This is a genomic window from Streptococcus gingivalis (assembly GCF_035544715.1).
In the GTDB taxonomy this organism is placed as follows: domain Bacteria; phylum Bacillota; class Bacilli; order Lactobacillales; family Streptococcaceae; genus Streptococcus; species Streptococcus gingivalis.
In genome coordinates this window covers 118,438-134,317 of record NZ_JAYKTO010000001.1, presented here as the reverse complement: position 1 = coordinate 134,317, position 15,880 = coordinate 118,438, and the positions used below count along the sequence as shown (strand labels likewise).

Here is a 15,880-nt window from a genome sequence, read left to right as displayed (position 1 = left end):
CTCTTAGATATGGTAAAAAGGATTGGTGCTGGCTTGACTGCCAATCACTTCAATCTCCCACGCTTCTTCAGCCTTCCACTGGTTAAGCTTTTCTACTAGTTTCGACACAAAGAGAACCTCGATATGGTGCCCTGGATCCAAGGCCAAGAGCCCATCGCTCAGCATGTCCTGAGCCGTGTGGTAGTATATATCTCCTGTGATATAGACCTCAGCCCCTTTAGCGAGAGCATCCTTGTAAAAGGACTGGCCACTTCCTCCACAGATAGCGACACGCTCAATAACCCGATCCAAATCCGCCTGATCATAACTGACTAGGCGCAAAGCATCTAAGCCAAAGGTTTCTTTAACCTTGCTAGCCAACTGTCCAAAGGTTTGAGTAGCTACCCGACCGATGCGACCAATTCCGAGCCCTTCTCCCGTCATACTGAGGGGTTCTGTATCTTCAATGTCCAAGAGCTGGCAGAACCAATCGTTGAGCCCATCTGGGACAATGTCAATATTGGTATGGCTGACGTAGACTGCGATATCGTGCTTGATCAAATCGATATAGATCTGATTTTGTGCCCGATCAGCTACCAGATCCTTGATGGGACGGAAAATGGGCGCGTGCTTGACGATGATCAAGTCCACCCCATGAGCGATTGCTTCAGCCACCGTCTGCTCCCGAATATCTAGGGCTACCATGACCTTCTTGATGTCTTTTTGCAGCGTTCCGACCTGTAGCCCACGGACATCTCCCTCCATGGAAAGCTCCTGAGGACAGTAGGCTTCATAGCGTTTGATGACTTCACTTGCTAACATGTAGAACCTCCTTGATTTGTGAGATGCGCTCTTCTAACGATGCTCTGGCAGATTGATTCTCAACTGGGACCTGCTCCAAGGCAAAGGCTAATTTCTCCACTTCCTTGGACCACTTTTGGACAAAGGCTGGAGCTTGTTCCCGCATCAAATGGGGACCAAAGCGTAGTTCCTTGGCTGTCAACTCTTGAGAACCGTGTTCCACCACAAGGATCTCATAAAACTTCTCATTTTCTTCCAAGATAGATTCATCAACAATGTGGAAATCATGGTCGACTAACCAAGCCCGCAGTTCATCCTCTCGATTATTGGGCTGCAGAACCAAGCGAGAGACATTGGCTAATTTCTCAAGACCTGCCGCTAAGATATCTGCAATCAAGCGTCCGCCCATGCCAGCAATGGTGATACAGGAAATGCCGTCTGCTGGTTCAAAGGCAGCCAAGCCATTGGCCAGACGGACTTCAATCTTGTCCTCTAAACCATTATCGACGACATTTTGGAGGGCAGACTGATAAGGCCCCTCTACCACTTCCCCAGCAATGGCAGCCTCAATCTTGCCTTCTTGTAAGAGGGCGATTGGGAGATAAGCATGATCACTCCCCACATCCAAAAGACGCGCTCCAGCTGGGACGAAACTGGCCACCAGATTCAAGCGATTTGATAATTTTGTAAATTCCATGTGCTTCTTTCTATACTTTTATTCCATCCTATAGTATACCATGTTTGCACCATTAAAAAAAGGCGCAACGGCGCCTTGTCTATTATGGAAAGGTATTACTTTAGACTTTCCTTAGGTGAGTCCGGACGTCAGCGAACTTCTTCAAAGTTCCATGACTAAGTTTTGAGTCTAATGTCTCAAAACTTCCGGGCACATGAAACTTATACGTTTCATGTGCTATACTCACGGCGGAAACTCTCGCTATCATCCTCAACAAGCCGATATTAGACTTTAGTCAATTTCCTTATATTCTACTTCCAAGCCACGTTGCACGGCTGGGCGATTGGCAATTTTCTCTGTCCAAGCTTGCAAATGCTTGTATTCCTTTACATTTAGGAAAATTCCTGCTCGGTCCCAGACCTTGTCTTGGGCGAGACGGCCATACCAAGACCAGATGGCAATATCTGCAATGGTATAGTCATCCCCTGCGATATAAGGTTTAGTGGCCAATTCTTTGTCCAGTAGGTCCAATTGGCGTTTGGCTTCCATGGCAAAGCGATTGATGGCATACTCGATTTTTTCAGGAGCATAGTGGAAGAAATGCCCAAAGCCTCCACCTAAAAATGGCGCAGCCCCTGTCTGCCAGAAGAGCCAGTTGAGCACCTCTGTCCGTTTAGCAGGATCTGTCGGGATCAATTTTCCAAATTTCTCTGCTAGATACAGGAGGATATTAGCCGATTCAAAGACACGAATGGCTTGATCCCTTGATTGATCCAACATGGCTGGAATTTTCGAGTTTGGATTGATGGCTACAAAGTCACTACCAAACTGATCTCCTTCGCCAATCTTGATCCGATAAGCGTCATAGCCTGCATCCACACCCAGCTCTTTCAATTCCTCCAGCATAATGGTGGCCTTGATCCCATTGGGTGTTGGAAGGGTATAGAGTTGGAAAGGCTGGTCACCTTTTGGAAGAGTTTGTTCAAAGCGGGCACCAGCTGTTGGTTGGTTCAAGCCACCCCAAGCTCCTCCCATTTGGCTCGGTGCTTCCCATACTTCTGGTAATTGATAGTCTGACATCTTTCTTCTCCTTTATTTCGCTACTCTTAGCATATCAAATATCGGCCTCCCTTTCAAAGATCTGCTACGCGAAGGCTACTTGACTTTTTTTGCCAAAATGATAGTATAGAAAAAATACAATTTTAAGGAGAAAACCATGTCCATGATCGATTTTCATAGTTTGGCAAAGACGGAACTCCACTGTCACTTAGACGGTTCCTTGTCTCTTCCGACTATTCGCCAATTGGCAGCTATGGCCAATATTGACCTCCCTGCTAGCGATGAAGAGCTCAGACACCATGTCACTGCCCCTGCCCACTGTGAGAATCTTTTGGACTATTTAGAGGCCTTTGACTACATCCGGCCCCTCCTTCAAACCAAGGAAGCCTTGACGCTTGCTGCTTACGATGTGGCCAAGCAAGCTGCTCTCGAAAATGTCGTCTACATCGAAGTTCGTTTTGCACCAGAATTGTCCATGGACCAAGGGCTCACCGTCCCAGAAACCATCGATGCTGTCTGTGAAGGACTGCGTCAAGCCCAGGAGGAATTTGGCATTGTTGCAAAAGCCTTAGTCTGTGGCATGCGCCAGTCCGATCAAGATCTCACATCTCGCATTCTTGCAGAAGCCAACCAAGTTAGTGATCAGGATTTTGTTGGTTTTGACTTTGCCGGGGATGAGCACAACTACTCTCCAGAAGATATTCGAACTCTAATCGAGCAAGTCAAGAGTTACCATCGTCATATGACGCTTCATGCAGGTGAGTGTCATTGCCCACACTTTGTTGCCCAATCGATTGCATTTGGCATCAAACGCAATGGGCACGTGACGGCTCTATCTCATGAACCAGCCTTACTCCAATCCTTTATTGAGAATGGGGTCACTGGTGAACTCTGCTTGACCAGCAACTTACAGACAAAAGCAGCGCCGACTATAGAGGATTTCCCTTATTTGAAAATGAAGGCAGCCGGAGCTCGGATCAGTATTAATACCGATAACCGGACTGTATCTGATACCGATCTTACCAAGGAATATGCCCTCTACCATCAGCACTTCCAAACCAAGGAAACTGACTTTTACCAACACAATGTCCATGCCATCCAGGCTTCCTTTGCTAGTGACGAGGAGAAACAAGAACTCTTTACCAAACTAGAAAAAGCCTATGAGGACTATTTATAAACAAAAAAACTAGCACTTTATGAGTGCTAGCTTTTTGAATGGTTAAAAATTAATTTTTTAATTAAGGACCTATTTGTTTCAGTAAAAATAATGTCTTATTTTTAAAACTATTCAAGTATAAACTAAAAACTTTCCGCCGTGAGAAAAGTGCCTGAAACACTATTGTTTCAGGCACTCGGGAGTTTTGAAACCTTAGGTTCAAAACTAAGTCATGGAACTTCGTAGAAGTTCGCTGACGTCCGTACTCACATAAGGAAAGTTTCTAGGAAGACTTTACCTTCCATCTGCAACTAGCACACAAATAAGTGCTAGTTTTTTTAATCCTTCCACAAATCCATGGCCTGTAAGAAATCGTCTGAAACCGTCACATTGCGTGGGTTGGCTTGCTCGCGTTCTTGTAGTTTCGCCTCTACTTGGACCAGGCTGTTGATGCCTTCACTGCGCCAGTTTCGCAAAATGGCCTGGATATATTTCCAGTGAGGCTTGCCATTAAAGACAGCTTCTCGTAGCGCTGCCTTGATCACATCTGGGTCTGTCTGATCCTCGCGCACGGTCTTGGTCAGGTCTTCAATCTCAAAAGGCGTCAAGAGTCGTCCCAGTTCTTGTTGGAAGGTTTCCACCAAGTCCTTGATGACATTTCCCTTAGCAGGCGCGCTTTGTGCCTTCCCTTGTAATTGGGATTCTAAAATCTCATCCAAGCGCTCCAGGGCAATGGTCGCATCAAAGATGGCTTCAATCTCGCCATTGAGCTCAATGGTCCGGTACTGAAGAAGTCCCTTGGTGGTCAAATTGGACATAATCCGATTGACTTCTGTCACCGTTTTTCCTAGATGACTAGCAATCTGATTGGGAGTTAAGGCCTCTTGGCCGGTCGTATTTTGAAGGAAGAAAAACTGCCAAACCAAGTAGTCATCTGCTTGGTCAAACAATTCATGATAATGAAAAAGCAAGGCACTTGGAAGAACCAAGTTGCCATATTTAAATGCTTGTGAATATGTCATAATTCCCCCTTTATAGGTAACCATAAAATGAAATATCTTTTTCCAATTCTTCCAAGCGGTAAGGTGTTTCTTGATAAACCGCATAGTTGATCCAATTACTAAAGAAGGTTGTCGCAGCTAGATTCCAACGAATGCGAGGCTCTGTATTAGCGTCATCCCCATCAAAATAATTCTTAGGGACGTCTGGATCCAAGCCTGCCTTGACATCTCGGTGGTATTCTTTTGCCAGCGTGTCGCGATCATACTCCAGATGGCCAAAGCTATAGACCTCACGCATATCTGGACTGGCAATGATGGAAAGCCCAACTTCATTTCCTTGAGCGATCACTTGAAGATTGCTCTTTTCAAGGACTTCTTTCAAAGGAATATCTGTATAGCGAGAATGAGGGGCAAGGAAGCGATCGTCAAAGCCTCTCATAAGCAGACTATCGGGACGTACCACTGCTTGATCATAGATACCGGATAGCTTGTCACAGAGCTCTACTTTTTGAATCCCGTAACGGTGGTACAATCCAGCCTGCGCTCCCCAACAAAGGTGCAAGGTCGAAAAGACATGACGCTTAGACCATTCAAAGACCTGGGTCAATTCTTCCCAGTAGTCTACTTCCTCAAAGTCCATCTTTTCGACAGGCGCTCCTGTCACAATCAAGCCGTCATAGTAATTCTCCTTGATATCCTCAAAGGTCTTGTAGAAGCTCTCCAAATGCTCAGCCGCTGTATTCTTGGATTCATGGCTCGCCATGTAGAGGAAATCAACATTGATCTGCAAGGGCGTGTTAGCCAAGAGGCGTAAGAGCTGGGTTTCTGTCGCAATCTTGGTCGGCATGAGATTCAAAATCAGAACATTTATAGGACGAATATCCTGGTGAGTCGCCCGAACATCATCCATGACAAAAATATTTTCTGAACGAAGGATATCAACTGCTGGTAATTTTTTATCTAGAGTAATTGGCATAAAAAGCTCCCATCTTACAAGTTCTTAACTAACATTATATGATAGGAGCCTATAGTTTTCAATTATGGTTTTTCTGTAGCCAGTTATAGCATTAGACTATATTAGTAATGCATCAAAACTTTGTAGTCGTAATCGCCGATCGCTTCGCGACCTTTCAAGTCGTCCAACTCGATCAAGAAGGCACACCCTGCAACGACCCCACCGAGTTTTTCGATCATTTCGATGGTTGCTTTCACCGTACCACCAGTCGCCAAGAGGTCATCAACGATGAGAACACGTTGACCTGGTTTGATAGCATCTGCGTGCATGCAGAGGGTATCGACACCGTATTCTTTTTCGTAGTCAGCAGAGATGACTTCACGTGGCAACTTACCAGGCTTACGAACAGGTGCAAATCCAATTCCCAATTCAAAAGCGACTGGACATCCAACGATGAACCCACGCGCTTCAGGACCAACGATCATGTCAATTTTCTTATCCGTTGCGTATTGAACGATTTCACGAATCGCATAACTATAAGCATTGCCATCTGCCATCAAAGGGCTGATATCACGGAAGGTAATACCTTCTTGTGGATAGTTTTCAATGCTTGCAATGTAATCTTTTAAATTCATGGTTAACTTTCTTTCATAAAAAATTTTTTACATTCCATTATATCATGAATTCCACTAACTTGCATCATTTTTTGCCAAATCATTTTCCCAAGCTCCCGCGTCAAAAGCAAAAATCCCACATCCGAAAAATGATGTGGGATTGGAAACATGCTTACTATTCATCTAATACTTTATTGTACTTGATTTTCATATCCCCTAAGTTTTTCCAAGAGTAACGGGAGCTTCCATTCTTGAACCAAGTACCAAGAATATATTGTTCAGCTACCTTCTTACTTTGCTTTTTCAACCAAGCACGGTCTTTGCCATAGGCGGCAAGTTTCTTTAGAAAATCACTACCCTCTACTTCTTGATCATCCGCATAAAGATAGACTTCTTCTTGAATCAATGCTCTTTTTTTAGAATTGTATTTGAACATCATACGAACCGATACATTTTCTTTTAACTGATATTTATACCTATAAACCCATTCCGAACTGTTTCGAAACATCATGACGGACAGGTCTTCTTGTCCCCCAACGATTTTATCTGAATAGGGATACATTTGAAATCCTTCATCTTCCTTCCAGATGCGATCACTTCCGATCGTTTCTGTAAATGGCTTAAACATCACATAGCGCATCAATCCACCATTTTCAGAGTAGTTAATCTCCTCCATAGGGTTTTTGAGGCTCAGGTAGATTCCTACCCAATAAAGTCCAAAAAGCAGGAAGGGACTGAGCCAGAGGAATTTTTTTAGGTGTTTTTTCATGAGTCCTGTCCTGTCAGGTAGTCGTAGATTTCGCGAACCGTTCCAAGGGCCATCAATTCCTGTTCTTTAACGGTTTGTTTGAGATTTTGGTAGATGCTACTTTCTGCGATTTCGCGTTTTTCTGCTTCTTTATTGACCTTCATGATGCCATTTTCAATGGTCACGAAGCCCAACTCTTGAAAGATCTGAATCATTTTGACCAAGAGGATCTGCTGGATCTTGAGATAGGCCGCTAGGTCTTTGAGTTTGTAGCGGACATCGAACTCTGGGTACTGGTAGATGGTCTTATAGAGCTTGGCATATTGGTCCCTGCTACCATATCCTGTCAGATAGTAGGCTTTGGCGATCTCATTTTTGAAATAGACAGCCTGGAAATCATGCTCTTGGAAGATTTGCCGTAGTTGTTCTAAATCCTCAGGGATATTTCCAACTACAACCGCGGATGTCCCTGTCAAATCTGGCAGTTCTTTAGTAAAATCAAGAATGGGAACACCTGCGGGGAGGCTGGCATTTTTAGAGCGGATATTAAAGAGCTGCACACCATCCACACGCGCATCAACCAGCATGAGCTGGAGGGTCGTTTGACCATTCCATTGGTTGACCGACAACTGCACAGCTAGCTCTAGGTCTTGCGCTTGCGCAAACTCTGACTCTAAGCTTCCCAAGCCAAAGGCAACCACCTCAAAGGTCGCATCTTCTTGAGAAATTTTGAGTTTCAAGTGGGTATTGCCAGCTCCCATCGAGCGTGCCCCTTCTACCTTGAAATTACGGACTAGAAAGACGGGCTTTTTATTGTCCATGCCAAATGGACTCAAGCGATCAAAGCTTTTCAAGGTCTCAAGCGTTAGTTCTGTTAGATGCAGTTCCTCGTCGATGGCTAGGGTGGACTTGCTGCTGAGATCAATCTCTTGCTCTGCAATGTAATCCGTAAGAGCCTGAGACAGGGCAGGAAGTTGGTCCACCTCCAGCGTCATTCCTGCTGCACCGGCATGTCCTCCAAAGGCGACAAAGAGCGACCGGTGAGGATCGAGGGCCTCAAAGATATTGACCGACTCAGGACTCCGAGCGCTTCCTTTAGCCCGCCTATCTTCAATACTTAAAACAACAACTGGCTGATGAAGCTCTTCTAATAGACGGCCGGCGACAATACCAAGGACCCCTGGATTCCAGCCTTCCTTGGCTAAGACCTGGGCGGATAAGCTTGGATCGACCATGGTTTTGGCTTCGTCATAGATAGCTTGGACGATCTCTTTTCGTTCTTCATTCTTTTGATGAATCATGAGGGCAATCTCGTGTGCCTCTTCATCGTCAAAACCAGTCAGTAGTTCGATAGCTGGATTAGGGTCATCGAGGCGTCCAAGGGCATTGAGACGAGGAGCAATCTGAAAACCAACTGTTTCTTCATTGACATCCTCCGGACGAATCCCTGCGATCTCCAAGAGCTCCTGCAAGCCCATGCGCTGGGTATGTTGGAGAACACCCAGACCGTATTTGACCAGAATCCGATTCTCATCTGTCAGGCTCACCATGTCAGCAATGGTCCCAATTGCTACCAGGTCTAAGAGATCGACTGGTACTTCCTCTAGGAGGGCACAGGCCAACTTAAAGGCCACACCACATCCTGCTAGATAATGGAAGGGATAATCCGCATCAGGATGCTCCGGATGGATGATCGCATAAGCATCCGGTAAAACCTCTGGCATAGAGTGGTGGTCGGTCACGATAACATCAACTCCCATCGCTTGGGCCATGGCAATTGCTTGATTGCCCGCGACCCCATTGTCCACCGTGACAATCAGGGAAATACCTTGCTGCTCGATAAAGTATTTGTAGACACTCTCATTGGGACCGTAGCCGTCTGTGAAGCGGTTGGGTAGGTAGACTTGCACCTCTGCACCCGTCTGCTCCAAGGTTTCCTTCATAATGGAGGCCGAGGTCATCCCATCCGCATCATAGTCTCCGTAGATGAGGATCTGCTCATAATCTTCGATGGCCCGTCGGATGCGCCCCACTGCCTTGTCCATATCATGGAGCAAATAAGGGTCGTGTAGCTTCTCCAGCTTGGGTTCTAAAAAGTCTTCTAAATCCTCTTTGGTCTGAATGCCACGCTCATACAGCAAGGTTGCTACGGACGCTTCCAGGCCTGCTTTTTTGGCAAGGGCTAAAAAGGCCTCATCTGCACTTGGTGAAGCTAACTGCCAATCGTATTTTGAAGTGATCATCTAGCTTTTGGTCTCCTCTTTTTCTTATCTGAATATTATAACATGAAAGGCTAAAATGGCGGGAAATAAAAGGTCGACTTATACAAAAACCAAAATCAACATTTTGCCTTATTTTTGTTGCATTTAACTTGACTTATCACACTAAAAGAATATAATAATGTTGATAATAATCTTTTAAATATGCAATGGGATGATTATTCTGTTAAGTTTGCACTGCTTATTATCATTTTATATTATGAAGCGTAAATTTCTTCCGTTTTTCTATCGAATCATTGTTTTTAGAAAGTTTGTTTCAGGTCCAACCAATCCTCTAGTATGGACAGACTAAAGATAGGATATTGAGGTATGCCCCCATATTTTCTCAATAGAGGTAAGGTCCTTCTTCTCTAAATACATGTTCAAATAAAGCAACTGATTGTATGGAGCAAAGATCAGGAGTTTTTCAGTTTTAGGAGATATCACTATATAGAAAAACTTTACGAAATTTATGCAAAAGAAAGGAAATGAGGCCAATTGAAATTTCTATATAAAAAGATAGTTGCATTTGTAGCTATCATCGGTGTGGTAGCCTTAGGCTTGTCTGTGATCAAACCTGTTAGTGCCGCCACTGTTTCACCAACTGTCACCAACTTAAAGGCTCAAGCAAGTGGACAAAAGGTTATCTTTTCATTTGACTGGGATTTAACTGGTAAATCAGTTAAAGAAGGCGATACCTTTACCATTGATGCTCCAGAAGGTGTCAATATTACGAAAGTTGCAACTCAATCCCTCCAAGCAAATGGAGCTGAAGTCGCGACCATTTCGATGACAAACAAAAAGATTACTTTTACTTTCAAAAAAGCAATCGAATCCATGAACCAAAATGTAAAAGGTGGCTTCTCATACAATGCTGAATGGGACAATACTCCAGGAAATCCTGGAAACAAAACCGCCACTTCTAAAGTCGGTTCTGAGTCAGTGGTAATCACTCGTCCTGATGGACCTGGTGTATTTGAATCTGTATTGAATAAATACAACCTTACAGGTGACTATGTATCTAAGGAATTCAAATTAGATGCATCTGAAAACTATGCATGGATGAAAGTTGGAGATGACTACTACCTAACAAAATGGTTCATCCGTATCAACGGAGATGGTAAGAAACAAGCCATCACAAACCCTGTTGTATCAGATAAAATCCAAGCTCCAGCCGTCGATTACTCAAAAATCACTTTTGCTCCTGCTGCAAACCACGCTGCAAATGAATTCTTTGTAGGAACTTACTTGAAACCATCCTTCACTTTAAGAAAAGGTGGACAAGTGGTTGCTTCAGGTTGGGATTTCTGGAAACATGTGAAATTCGATGCAGATGGCAATGGGTTCACTGTAAACTTATCTGATGTTAGTGATGTATTCAAAACAGCATCTAGCGATGAATTGATCGTTGAATACCAAACATTGATTCCTAAGACAACTATCCGTGTTGACAACAATGCTACATTGACAGCTGATGAAATCACAACACCTCAAACTGACCCAGCATTCTGGAACAACCCTGAATTGAAATTCTGGGTTAGCGGTGATAAAACTGTCACTGTTCAAAAAGAATGGGTTGGTGACGAAGAAGCTGACCGTAAAGATATTACTGTTCAATTGTATGCGGACGGCAAAGCTTTGGATGGGATGACACAAACCCTTACAAAAGCTTCTGGCTGGAAAGCAGCATTTACGAAATTACCAGGTATCAAAGATGGTAAGGCCATTGAATATTCAGTAGTAGAAACAAACACTCCTGAAGGTTACACTTCTAAAGTTGAGAAAATTGATGATGACAACGTGATTAAAGTGGTCAACACATCAAACAAACCAAAGGTGACTGAAACTACTGCAGACCTTGTCGTTAAAAAAGCTTTCGAAGTAGCCGGCGATCAGAAACATACACAACTTCCGATCACAGAAGGTCAATTCGAATTTGCCTTGAAAGACGAAAACAACAAAGTAGTCGAAACTGCCAAGAACAAAGCAGATGGCTCTGTTAACTTTAAGTCTCTGACTTTCAATAAAGAAGGTACTCATACTTATACCATCACTGAAAATAAGGGTACAGATGCTAGTGTCAACTATAGCACACAAAGCATCAAGGCTACTGTCGATGTGAAGAAAGATAACGACAAACTCGTCGCTACTGTCACTTACTCAGGTGGAGATGGTGAACAAAAAAATACGATCACCAATACTCAAAATAAACCAAAAGTTTCAAATGCTAAGGTAACCTTAAACCTTAAAAAAGAATTTGAAGGTGGTGAACTGAAGGGCGATGACTTTGAGTTTGTTGCAAAAGATTCAAACGATAAAGTTGTTGCTACAGCTAAGAACAAAGAAGATGGTTCGATTACTTTCGATAACATCACTGTAGACCACGCAGGAACATTCAACTATAAAATCACTGAAACAAAAGGTAGTGACAAAACCATTACCTACAGTGATAAAACCATCACGGCTACGGTTGTAGTGGTTGAAAAAGACAACGCCTTGGCTGTAGAACAAATCAACTACTCTGATGGTCAAACTGCTACAGATACGTTCACCAACAAAAAAGAAGCTCCTAAAACAGAAAGTACAAAAGCTACTCTTCAAGTGAAAAAGCTCTTTAAAGAAGGTGAAACAAACTTACCGTTGACAGACAATCAATTTGAATTTGTCCTGAAAGAAGGAAACAATACCCTTGAAACTGCCAAGAACAAGGCAAATGGTACTGTAACCTTTAAGGACCTTTCTTATAGTGAAGAAGGAACACATACTTATACCATTACCGAAAATAAAGGTACGGATGCTTCTATCAACTATAGCACACAAAGCATCACGGCTACTGTCGATGTGAAGAAAGCAAACGACAAACTCGTCGCTACTGTGACTTACTCAGGTGGGGATGCTGAAAAAGGAGATACGTTTACAAATACGAAAACACCTCCAACTCCTGTTCCTCCAACAGTGAAACCAACGACAGCTCAATTCAAGGCTAAAAAAGTATTGGCGATCAACGGTTCGAGCGATCGTACATTGAAAGCAAATGAGTTTACTTTCCTTCTCAAGGATCAAAATGGTACGCTCGTTGATACCAAGACAAATGGTGAGAATGGGGATATTCTCTTCAATCCAGTAAGCTTTAATGAAGCTGGTACTTTCACCTATACAATTGTTGAACAAAAACCAGCTACACCAGAATCAGCGATCACTTATGATGAGTCTGTTCATACTGTAACAGTGACTGTCACAAAAGATGCAACTGGACAATTGAATGCGGATGTGCAATACGACGGTAAGAAAGATACTCCTACTTTTACCAACACGTATACACCTCCGACACCTCCAACTCCAAGTGAAAAACAAATTACCACAAGTAAGATTTTAGAAGGTCGTGACCTTCAAGGTGGTGAATTTAGCTTTAACCTCTTGGACGAAAATGGAACTGTTCTTCAAACAAAACAAAATGCTGCGGATGGTACAGTGACATTTGATGCGATTGCCTACACGGAAGCGATGATTGGTACTCATAAATATACCATTAAAGAAGTCGTGCCAGCTGATCAGGCAAATATCCAATATGACGAAGGTCAAGTGGATGTCACAGTGACCGTCACAAAAGATGAAGCATCAAACGCTATCCAAGCAGTTGTTTCATACGGTGCGAAGAAAACCTTTATCAATAAGGTCATCCCACCAACTCCACCAACAGTGAATAATCCTGAATTGAAACTTTACACCCTTAGAGTTCGTAAGGTAGATGAAAAGGGTGATTACCTTGCCGGTGCGGTATTTGGACTCTTTGAAGCGGATGGTGTGACACCTGTTGCAAATCCTTATGGTCAAGGCCAAGCACAAGCGATTTCTGGTCAAGACGGACTTGCAAGCTTCGTTGGATTTGAAGCTAAAGAGTATGTCATCAAAGAGCTCTCAGCTCCAAGTGGTTACCAACTTTCAGATACAACCATCAAGGTCTCTGCAAGCGACTTTGCTTCTGCAACAAACCTTGTCGTTGATAAAGGAAACGTGGTGAATAAACTTCTTCCACCTCCACCATCAACAGATATTCCAAATATACCAACACCAAGTAATAGCAAACCTAAAACTCCATCACCAAATGGAGATAAGCCTAAGCCTAGTGACAAACCTAAATCTAGTGAAACTCCTAAATCTAGTGACAAGCCTAAAGAAGGTAAACGATCTCTTCCTTCAACAGGAACTGCAGATCATTTAGGACTTCTTGTAACTGGTTTGACATTCGTCGCTACAGCTATTGCTTCTATGACACTTAAGAAGAAGGAAGACTTCTAAGCAACATGAAAGATCTAGTCAAACACGACTAGATCTTTTTTTGTATCTGCTTCTCTTATTCTGGTTTGTTTTGATCTTCATAAAAAATAACTTTCCCATCTTTAACTTTGAATGAGTAACTGATGGAATCAGCATAACTACCTTTGGAATAGTAGAAATCATAGGCACCATCCGGTAGTTTGCTAGCGTCTAATTTTTTAGCTGCTGCTTTTAAGTCTTGTTCCTTAACGGATACACCATCCTCTATATAAATAGTCATACGGATTAACTCTTGATCGATTAAGGTCTGAAAAGGGATTTGATAGTAACCAGCAAAGTCCTTTTTCCCTTCTTTGAGATTTTGACTTGCGATACTATCTAGAATTTGCTCCTTCTCATCACGGTTGGAGTTAGATAAAAAACCAAAGAAACTAATAGGAAGACCTAGAGATTGCTTCTTTATTTCAGTCTCTAGTTTTTCCTCGATATTTTTAATAGATTTCTGTTTTAAAAACGCTTCCTTGTATGATGGAAGAAAACTACTATATGACCTCGACCAGTCATCTTTAAAAGTTACGTCCTCATCTTCCAATTGTACCGTTTGATCATCGTAGGTCTTCTCAGAGTATGCGTAGCTCACATGATACTGTGGGTATTCTAGGGCAGTCCAGGATAACTTAGTGATGGTAACTTTGCCATGAAGATCATTTTCTTTAAAAACTTCTGTAACAACTTCCTTCGCCTTTTTATAATCACTCGGTTTCATGATCTTGCAACTGGAAAGAAACAGGCAACAAAGAATAAGTGGAATTCCTGCGAATAGTTTGAAATAGTTGGGCTTCATAGCCTGACCTCCTTGCTAAATCCGACCTAATCGATTAATTTTTTACATCATATGGGAACCTTTTTTTAATATCTTCTTTCATCTTTTTATTAGGAATTTTCTCTAAATCCATATATTTGAAGAATTCCTCATCATTTTGAACGACATGAACCTTCCCATCTTTAGTATACTCAGCTGGTATGGTCAGATTACCGAAGGACTGACCAAAATCTCTAGAGACCACGTAGTTCTGTACTTCATATAAGCGTCTCAGCAATGAGAACTCTGTAGCATCGTTACTTTGATTTAATTCCTTTTTAAAATATTGGAAAAACTCCTTTTTGTTATTCACATGATGTTCTTGCCCATCTTTTGAAAGCTCTGCTGGTATCTTATGATACTGTAGGACATCATACCATCCACCTGAACGACCCTCTGGAACTTTATAAAGCAGTTCCAAAAATGAAATATCAAAGTTGAGATCTTCTGGTCCAAGAAAGTATAGATAGGCATTCTCCCCTTTTGTATATTCTTCACCCCATTTTACAGTAGTTGGATCATTCCCTTTGCGAAAAATCGAATATACTTTCGGATAGAGTATTTTCAATGGGATGTCCTTAGTCTCATCACTACGATCTGTAAATAACAAACGTGAATGTTGGAGCTGCAATTGTCCTCTTTCAAAATTGTATTCAAATGGATGTAAGTCTTTGTCGCTTTCTCGATTTTCTTTTTGAACTTGTTCATAACCTTTGCCTGATGAGGTTTTCCAAGCGAACTTTCCATCCTTAACATTCATTAACCCTATACGAGATTGATACTCTGTTTGTACATAGATATTTCCAGGTTCTACAATATATTTGTCTTTCTTATCGACAAGAATATCAATCGGAATGTATGTTTCTCCATCATCTGTATCCAACAACATAGAAGAAACTTTAACAGATAAGGGGATATAATTCTTATCCATATCTCGTACTATCTTAAAAACATCATATGTTTTCTTCACTAAGCGCTTGTCCTTGGTATCATAGACATCAATGAGCCAGTACTCTCCCTTTTGTGCTTTATTTGTAGTTAGGTAAGGAACTTGATTACCACGAATATAATATTGAAAATAGAGACGTGGGTCAGATTTTAATTTGTAACTTTCTTGTGCAATGTACCGTTCACTATTTCCACCATTTATAAACCATTCTACTTTAACTTTTGGATTGTACGAATTTGCTTCCAGCGCCTCATCCACTTCTTTTTTATTATCCCATTGAATAGCTACTGCTTTCCCACCTGCAATAAATTGGGAATCAACTATGTGTGGACGAGGTTTCCAAGTTACAAATTGTGATATATCACGCTTATGAATTTCATACCGGATAAACCAGCCTCCTGCCAAGGTAACAAGTAATACAAATATCCAAAACTTGATTGATTTAAAAATCTTCTTCATTCTCTCTTTTCTACTTTCTGTACGCTTCTTTTACCTTATTTGTTCGTCATTTTTCTTTAAAAGTATTCCGACTTTTCCAACCACA

The 15,880-nt window shown here is 42.2% G+C and carries 12 protein-coding genes; 2 read left to right on the top strand and 10 right to left on the bottom strand.

Translation table 11 applies throughout. The features are described from left to right. Nucleotides 1-3 precede the first annotated feature (3 nt). From SM122_RS00590 to yghU, 3 genes are all read right to left on the bottom strand, one after another. Entirely contained in the window at nucleotides 4-801 is a 798-nt protein-coding gene (locus SM122_RS00590) for a Nif3-like dinuclear metal center hexameric protein (RefSeq protein WP_324737687.1), read from the bottom strand. Beyond that, nucleotides 788-1,477 carry a tRNA (adenine(22)-N(1))-methyltransferase gene (locus tag SM122_RS00585; RefSeq protein ID WP_324737686.1) on the bottom strand — a complete coding sequence of 230 codons (690 nt, stop codon included), beginning with the start codon at nucleotides 1,475-1,477 and terminating at the stop codon, nucleotides 788-790. Before SM122_RS00585 ends, SM122_RS00590 begins: the two co-directional genes overlap by 14 nt. A 270-nt stretch (nucleotides 1,478-1,747) precedes the next feature. Next, a complete protein-coding gene (gene yghU, locus SM122_RS00580; RefSeq protein ID WP_324737685.1) occupies nucleotides 1,748-2,536 on the bottom strand; it encodes a glutathione-dependent disulfide-bond oxidoreductase in 789 nt (262 codons plus the stop codon). 136 nt (nucleotides 2,537-2,672) lie between these two features. On the opposite strand from yghU, the gene add reads away from it, so the two are divergent. Continuing rightward, nucleotides 2,673-3,692: an adenosine deaminase gene (gene add / locus SM122_RS00575; RefSeq protein WP_324737684.1), complete on the top strand. Its 1,020-nt coding sequence runs from the start codon at nucleotides 2,673-2,675 to the stop codon at nucleotides 3,690-3,692. Between the two features lie 317 nt (nucleotides 3,693-4,009). Here the strand turns inward: add and SM122_RS00570 are convergent, their stop codons facing one another. The 5 genes from SM122_RS00570 to recJ form a co-directional block, all read right to left on the bottom strand. Beyond that, complete coding sequence (locus tag SM122_RS00570; RefSeq protein WP_324737683.1) at nucleotides 4,010-4,693, bottom strand: DnaD domain-containing protein; 684 nt, start codon at nucleotides 4,691-4,693, stop codon at nucleotides 4,010-4,012. A gap of 10 nt (nucleotides 4,694-4,703) precedes the next feature. Beyond that, a complete protein-coding gene (metA, locus tag SM122_RS00565; RefSeq protein WP_324737682.1) occupies nucleotides 4,704-5,648 on the bottom strand; it encodes a homoserine O-acetyltransferase MetA in 945 nt (314 codons plus the stop codon). Between the two features lie 101 nt (nucleotides 5,649-5,749). Next, nucleotides 5,750-6,262: an adenine phosphoribosyltransferase gene (locus tag SM122_RS00560; RefSeq protein WP_021153512.1), complete on the bottom strand. Its 513-nt coding sequence runs from the start codon at nucleotides 6,260-6,262 to the stop codon at nucleotides 5,750-5,752. A gap of 154 nt (nucleotides 6,263-6,416) precedes the next feature. Next, a complete protein-coding gene (locus SM122_RS00555; protein WP_201037507.1) occupies nucleotides 6,417-7,010 on the bottom strand; it encodes a TipC family immunity protein in 594 nt (197 codons plus the stop codon). Continuing rightward, nucleotides 7,007-9,232, bottom strand: a complete 2,226-nt coding sequence (gene recJ / locus SM122_RS00550; protein ID WP_324737681.1) for a single-stranded-DNA-specific exonuclease RecJ — start codon at nucleotides 9,230-9,232, stop codon at nucleotides 7,007-7,009. Before recJ ends, SM122_RS00555 begins: the two co-directional genes overlap by 4 nt. 513 nt (nucleotides 9,233-9,745) lie before the next feature. Here recJ and SM122_RS00545 point away from each other — a divergent pair. Further along, nucleotides 9,746-13,546 carry a Spy0128 family protein gene (locus SM122_RS00545; RefSeq protein ID WP_324737680.1) on the top strand — a complete coding sequence of 1,267 codons (3,801 nt, stop codon included), beginning with the start codon at nucleotides 9,746-9,748 and terminating at the stop codon, nucleotides 13,544-13,546. Between the two features lie 55 nt (nucleotides 13,547-13,601). On the opposite strand, the gene SM122_RS00540 is transcribed toward SM122_RS00545, so the two are convergent. Both SM122_RS00540 and SM122_RS00535 read right to left on the bottom strand, forming a co-directional pair. Next, complete coding sequence (locus SM122_RS00540) at nucleotides 13,602-14,369, bottom strand: hypothetical protein (protein ID WP_324737679.1); 768 nt, start codon at nucleotides 14,367-14,369, stop codon at nucleotides 13,602-13,604. 34 nt (nucleotides 14,370-14,403) lie between these two features. Further along, nucleotides 14,404-15,795 (bottom strand): hypothetical protein, encoded by a 1,392-nt coding sequence (locus SM122_RS00535; protein ID WP_324737678.1) that lies wholly within the window; start codon nucleotides 15,793-15,795, stop codon nucleotides 14,404-14,406. Nucleotides 15,796-15,880 lie beyond the last annotated feature (85 nt).

Excerpts from the sequence above, each read along its gene's own strand:
- SM122_RS00590 (WP_324737687.1), bottom strand. The coding sequence starts at position 801 with ATGTTAGCAAGTGAAGTCATCAAACGCTATGAAGCCTACTGTCCTCAG.
- SM122_RS00585 (WP_324737686.1), bottom strand. The coding sequence starts at position 1,477 with ATGGAATTTACAAAATTATCAAATCGCTTGAATCTGGTGGCCAGTTTC.
- yghU (WP_324737685.1), bottom strand. The coding sequence starts at position 2,536 with ATGTCAGACTATCAATTACCAGAAGTATGGGAAGCACCGAGCCAAATG.
- add (WP_324737684.1), top strand. The coding sequence starts at position 2,673 with ATGTCCATGATCGATTTTCATAGTTTGGCAAAGACGGAACTCCACTGT.
- SM122_RS00570 (WP_324737683.1), bottom strand. The coding sequence starts at position 4,693 with ATGACATATTCACAAGCATTTAAATATGGCAACTTGGTTCTTCCAAGT.
- metA (WP_324737682.1), bottom strand. The coding sequence starts at position 5,648 with ATGCCAATTACTCTAGATAAAAAATTACCAGCAGTTGATATCCTTCGT.
- SM122_RS00560 (WP_021153512.1), bottom strand. The coding sequence starts at position 6,262 with ATGAATTTAAAAGATTACATTGCAAGCATTGAAAACTATCCACAAGAA.
- SM122_RS00555 (WP_201037507.1), bottom strand. The coding sequence starts at position 7,010 with ATGAAAAAACACCTAAAAAAATTCCTCTGGCTCAGTCCCTTCCTGCTT.
- recJ (WP_324737681.1), bottom strand. The coding sequence starts at position 9,232 with ATGATCACTTCAAAATACGATTGGCAGTTAGCTTCACCAAGTGCAGAT.
- SM122_RS00540 (WP_324737679.1), bottom strand. The coding sequence starts at position 14,369 with ATGAAGCCCAACTATTTCAAACTATTCGCAGGAATTCCACTTATTCTT.
- SM122_RS00535 (WP_324737678.1), bottom strand. The coding sequence starts at position 15,795 with ATGAAGAAGATTTTTAAATCAATCAAGTTTTGGATATTTGTATTACTT.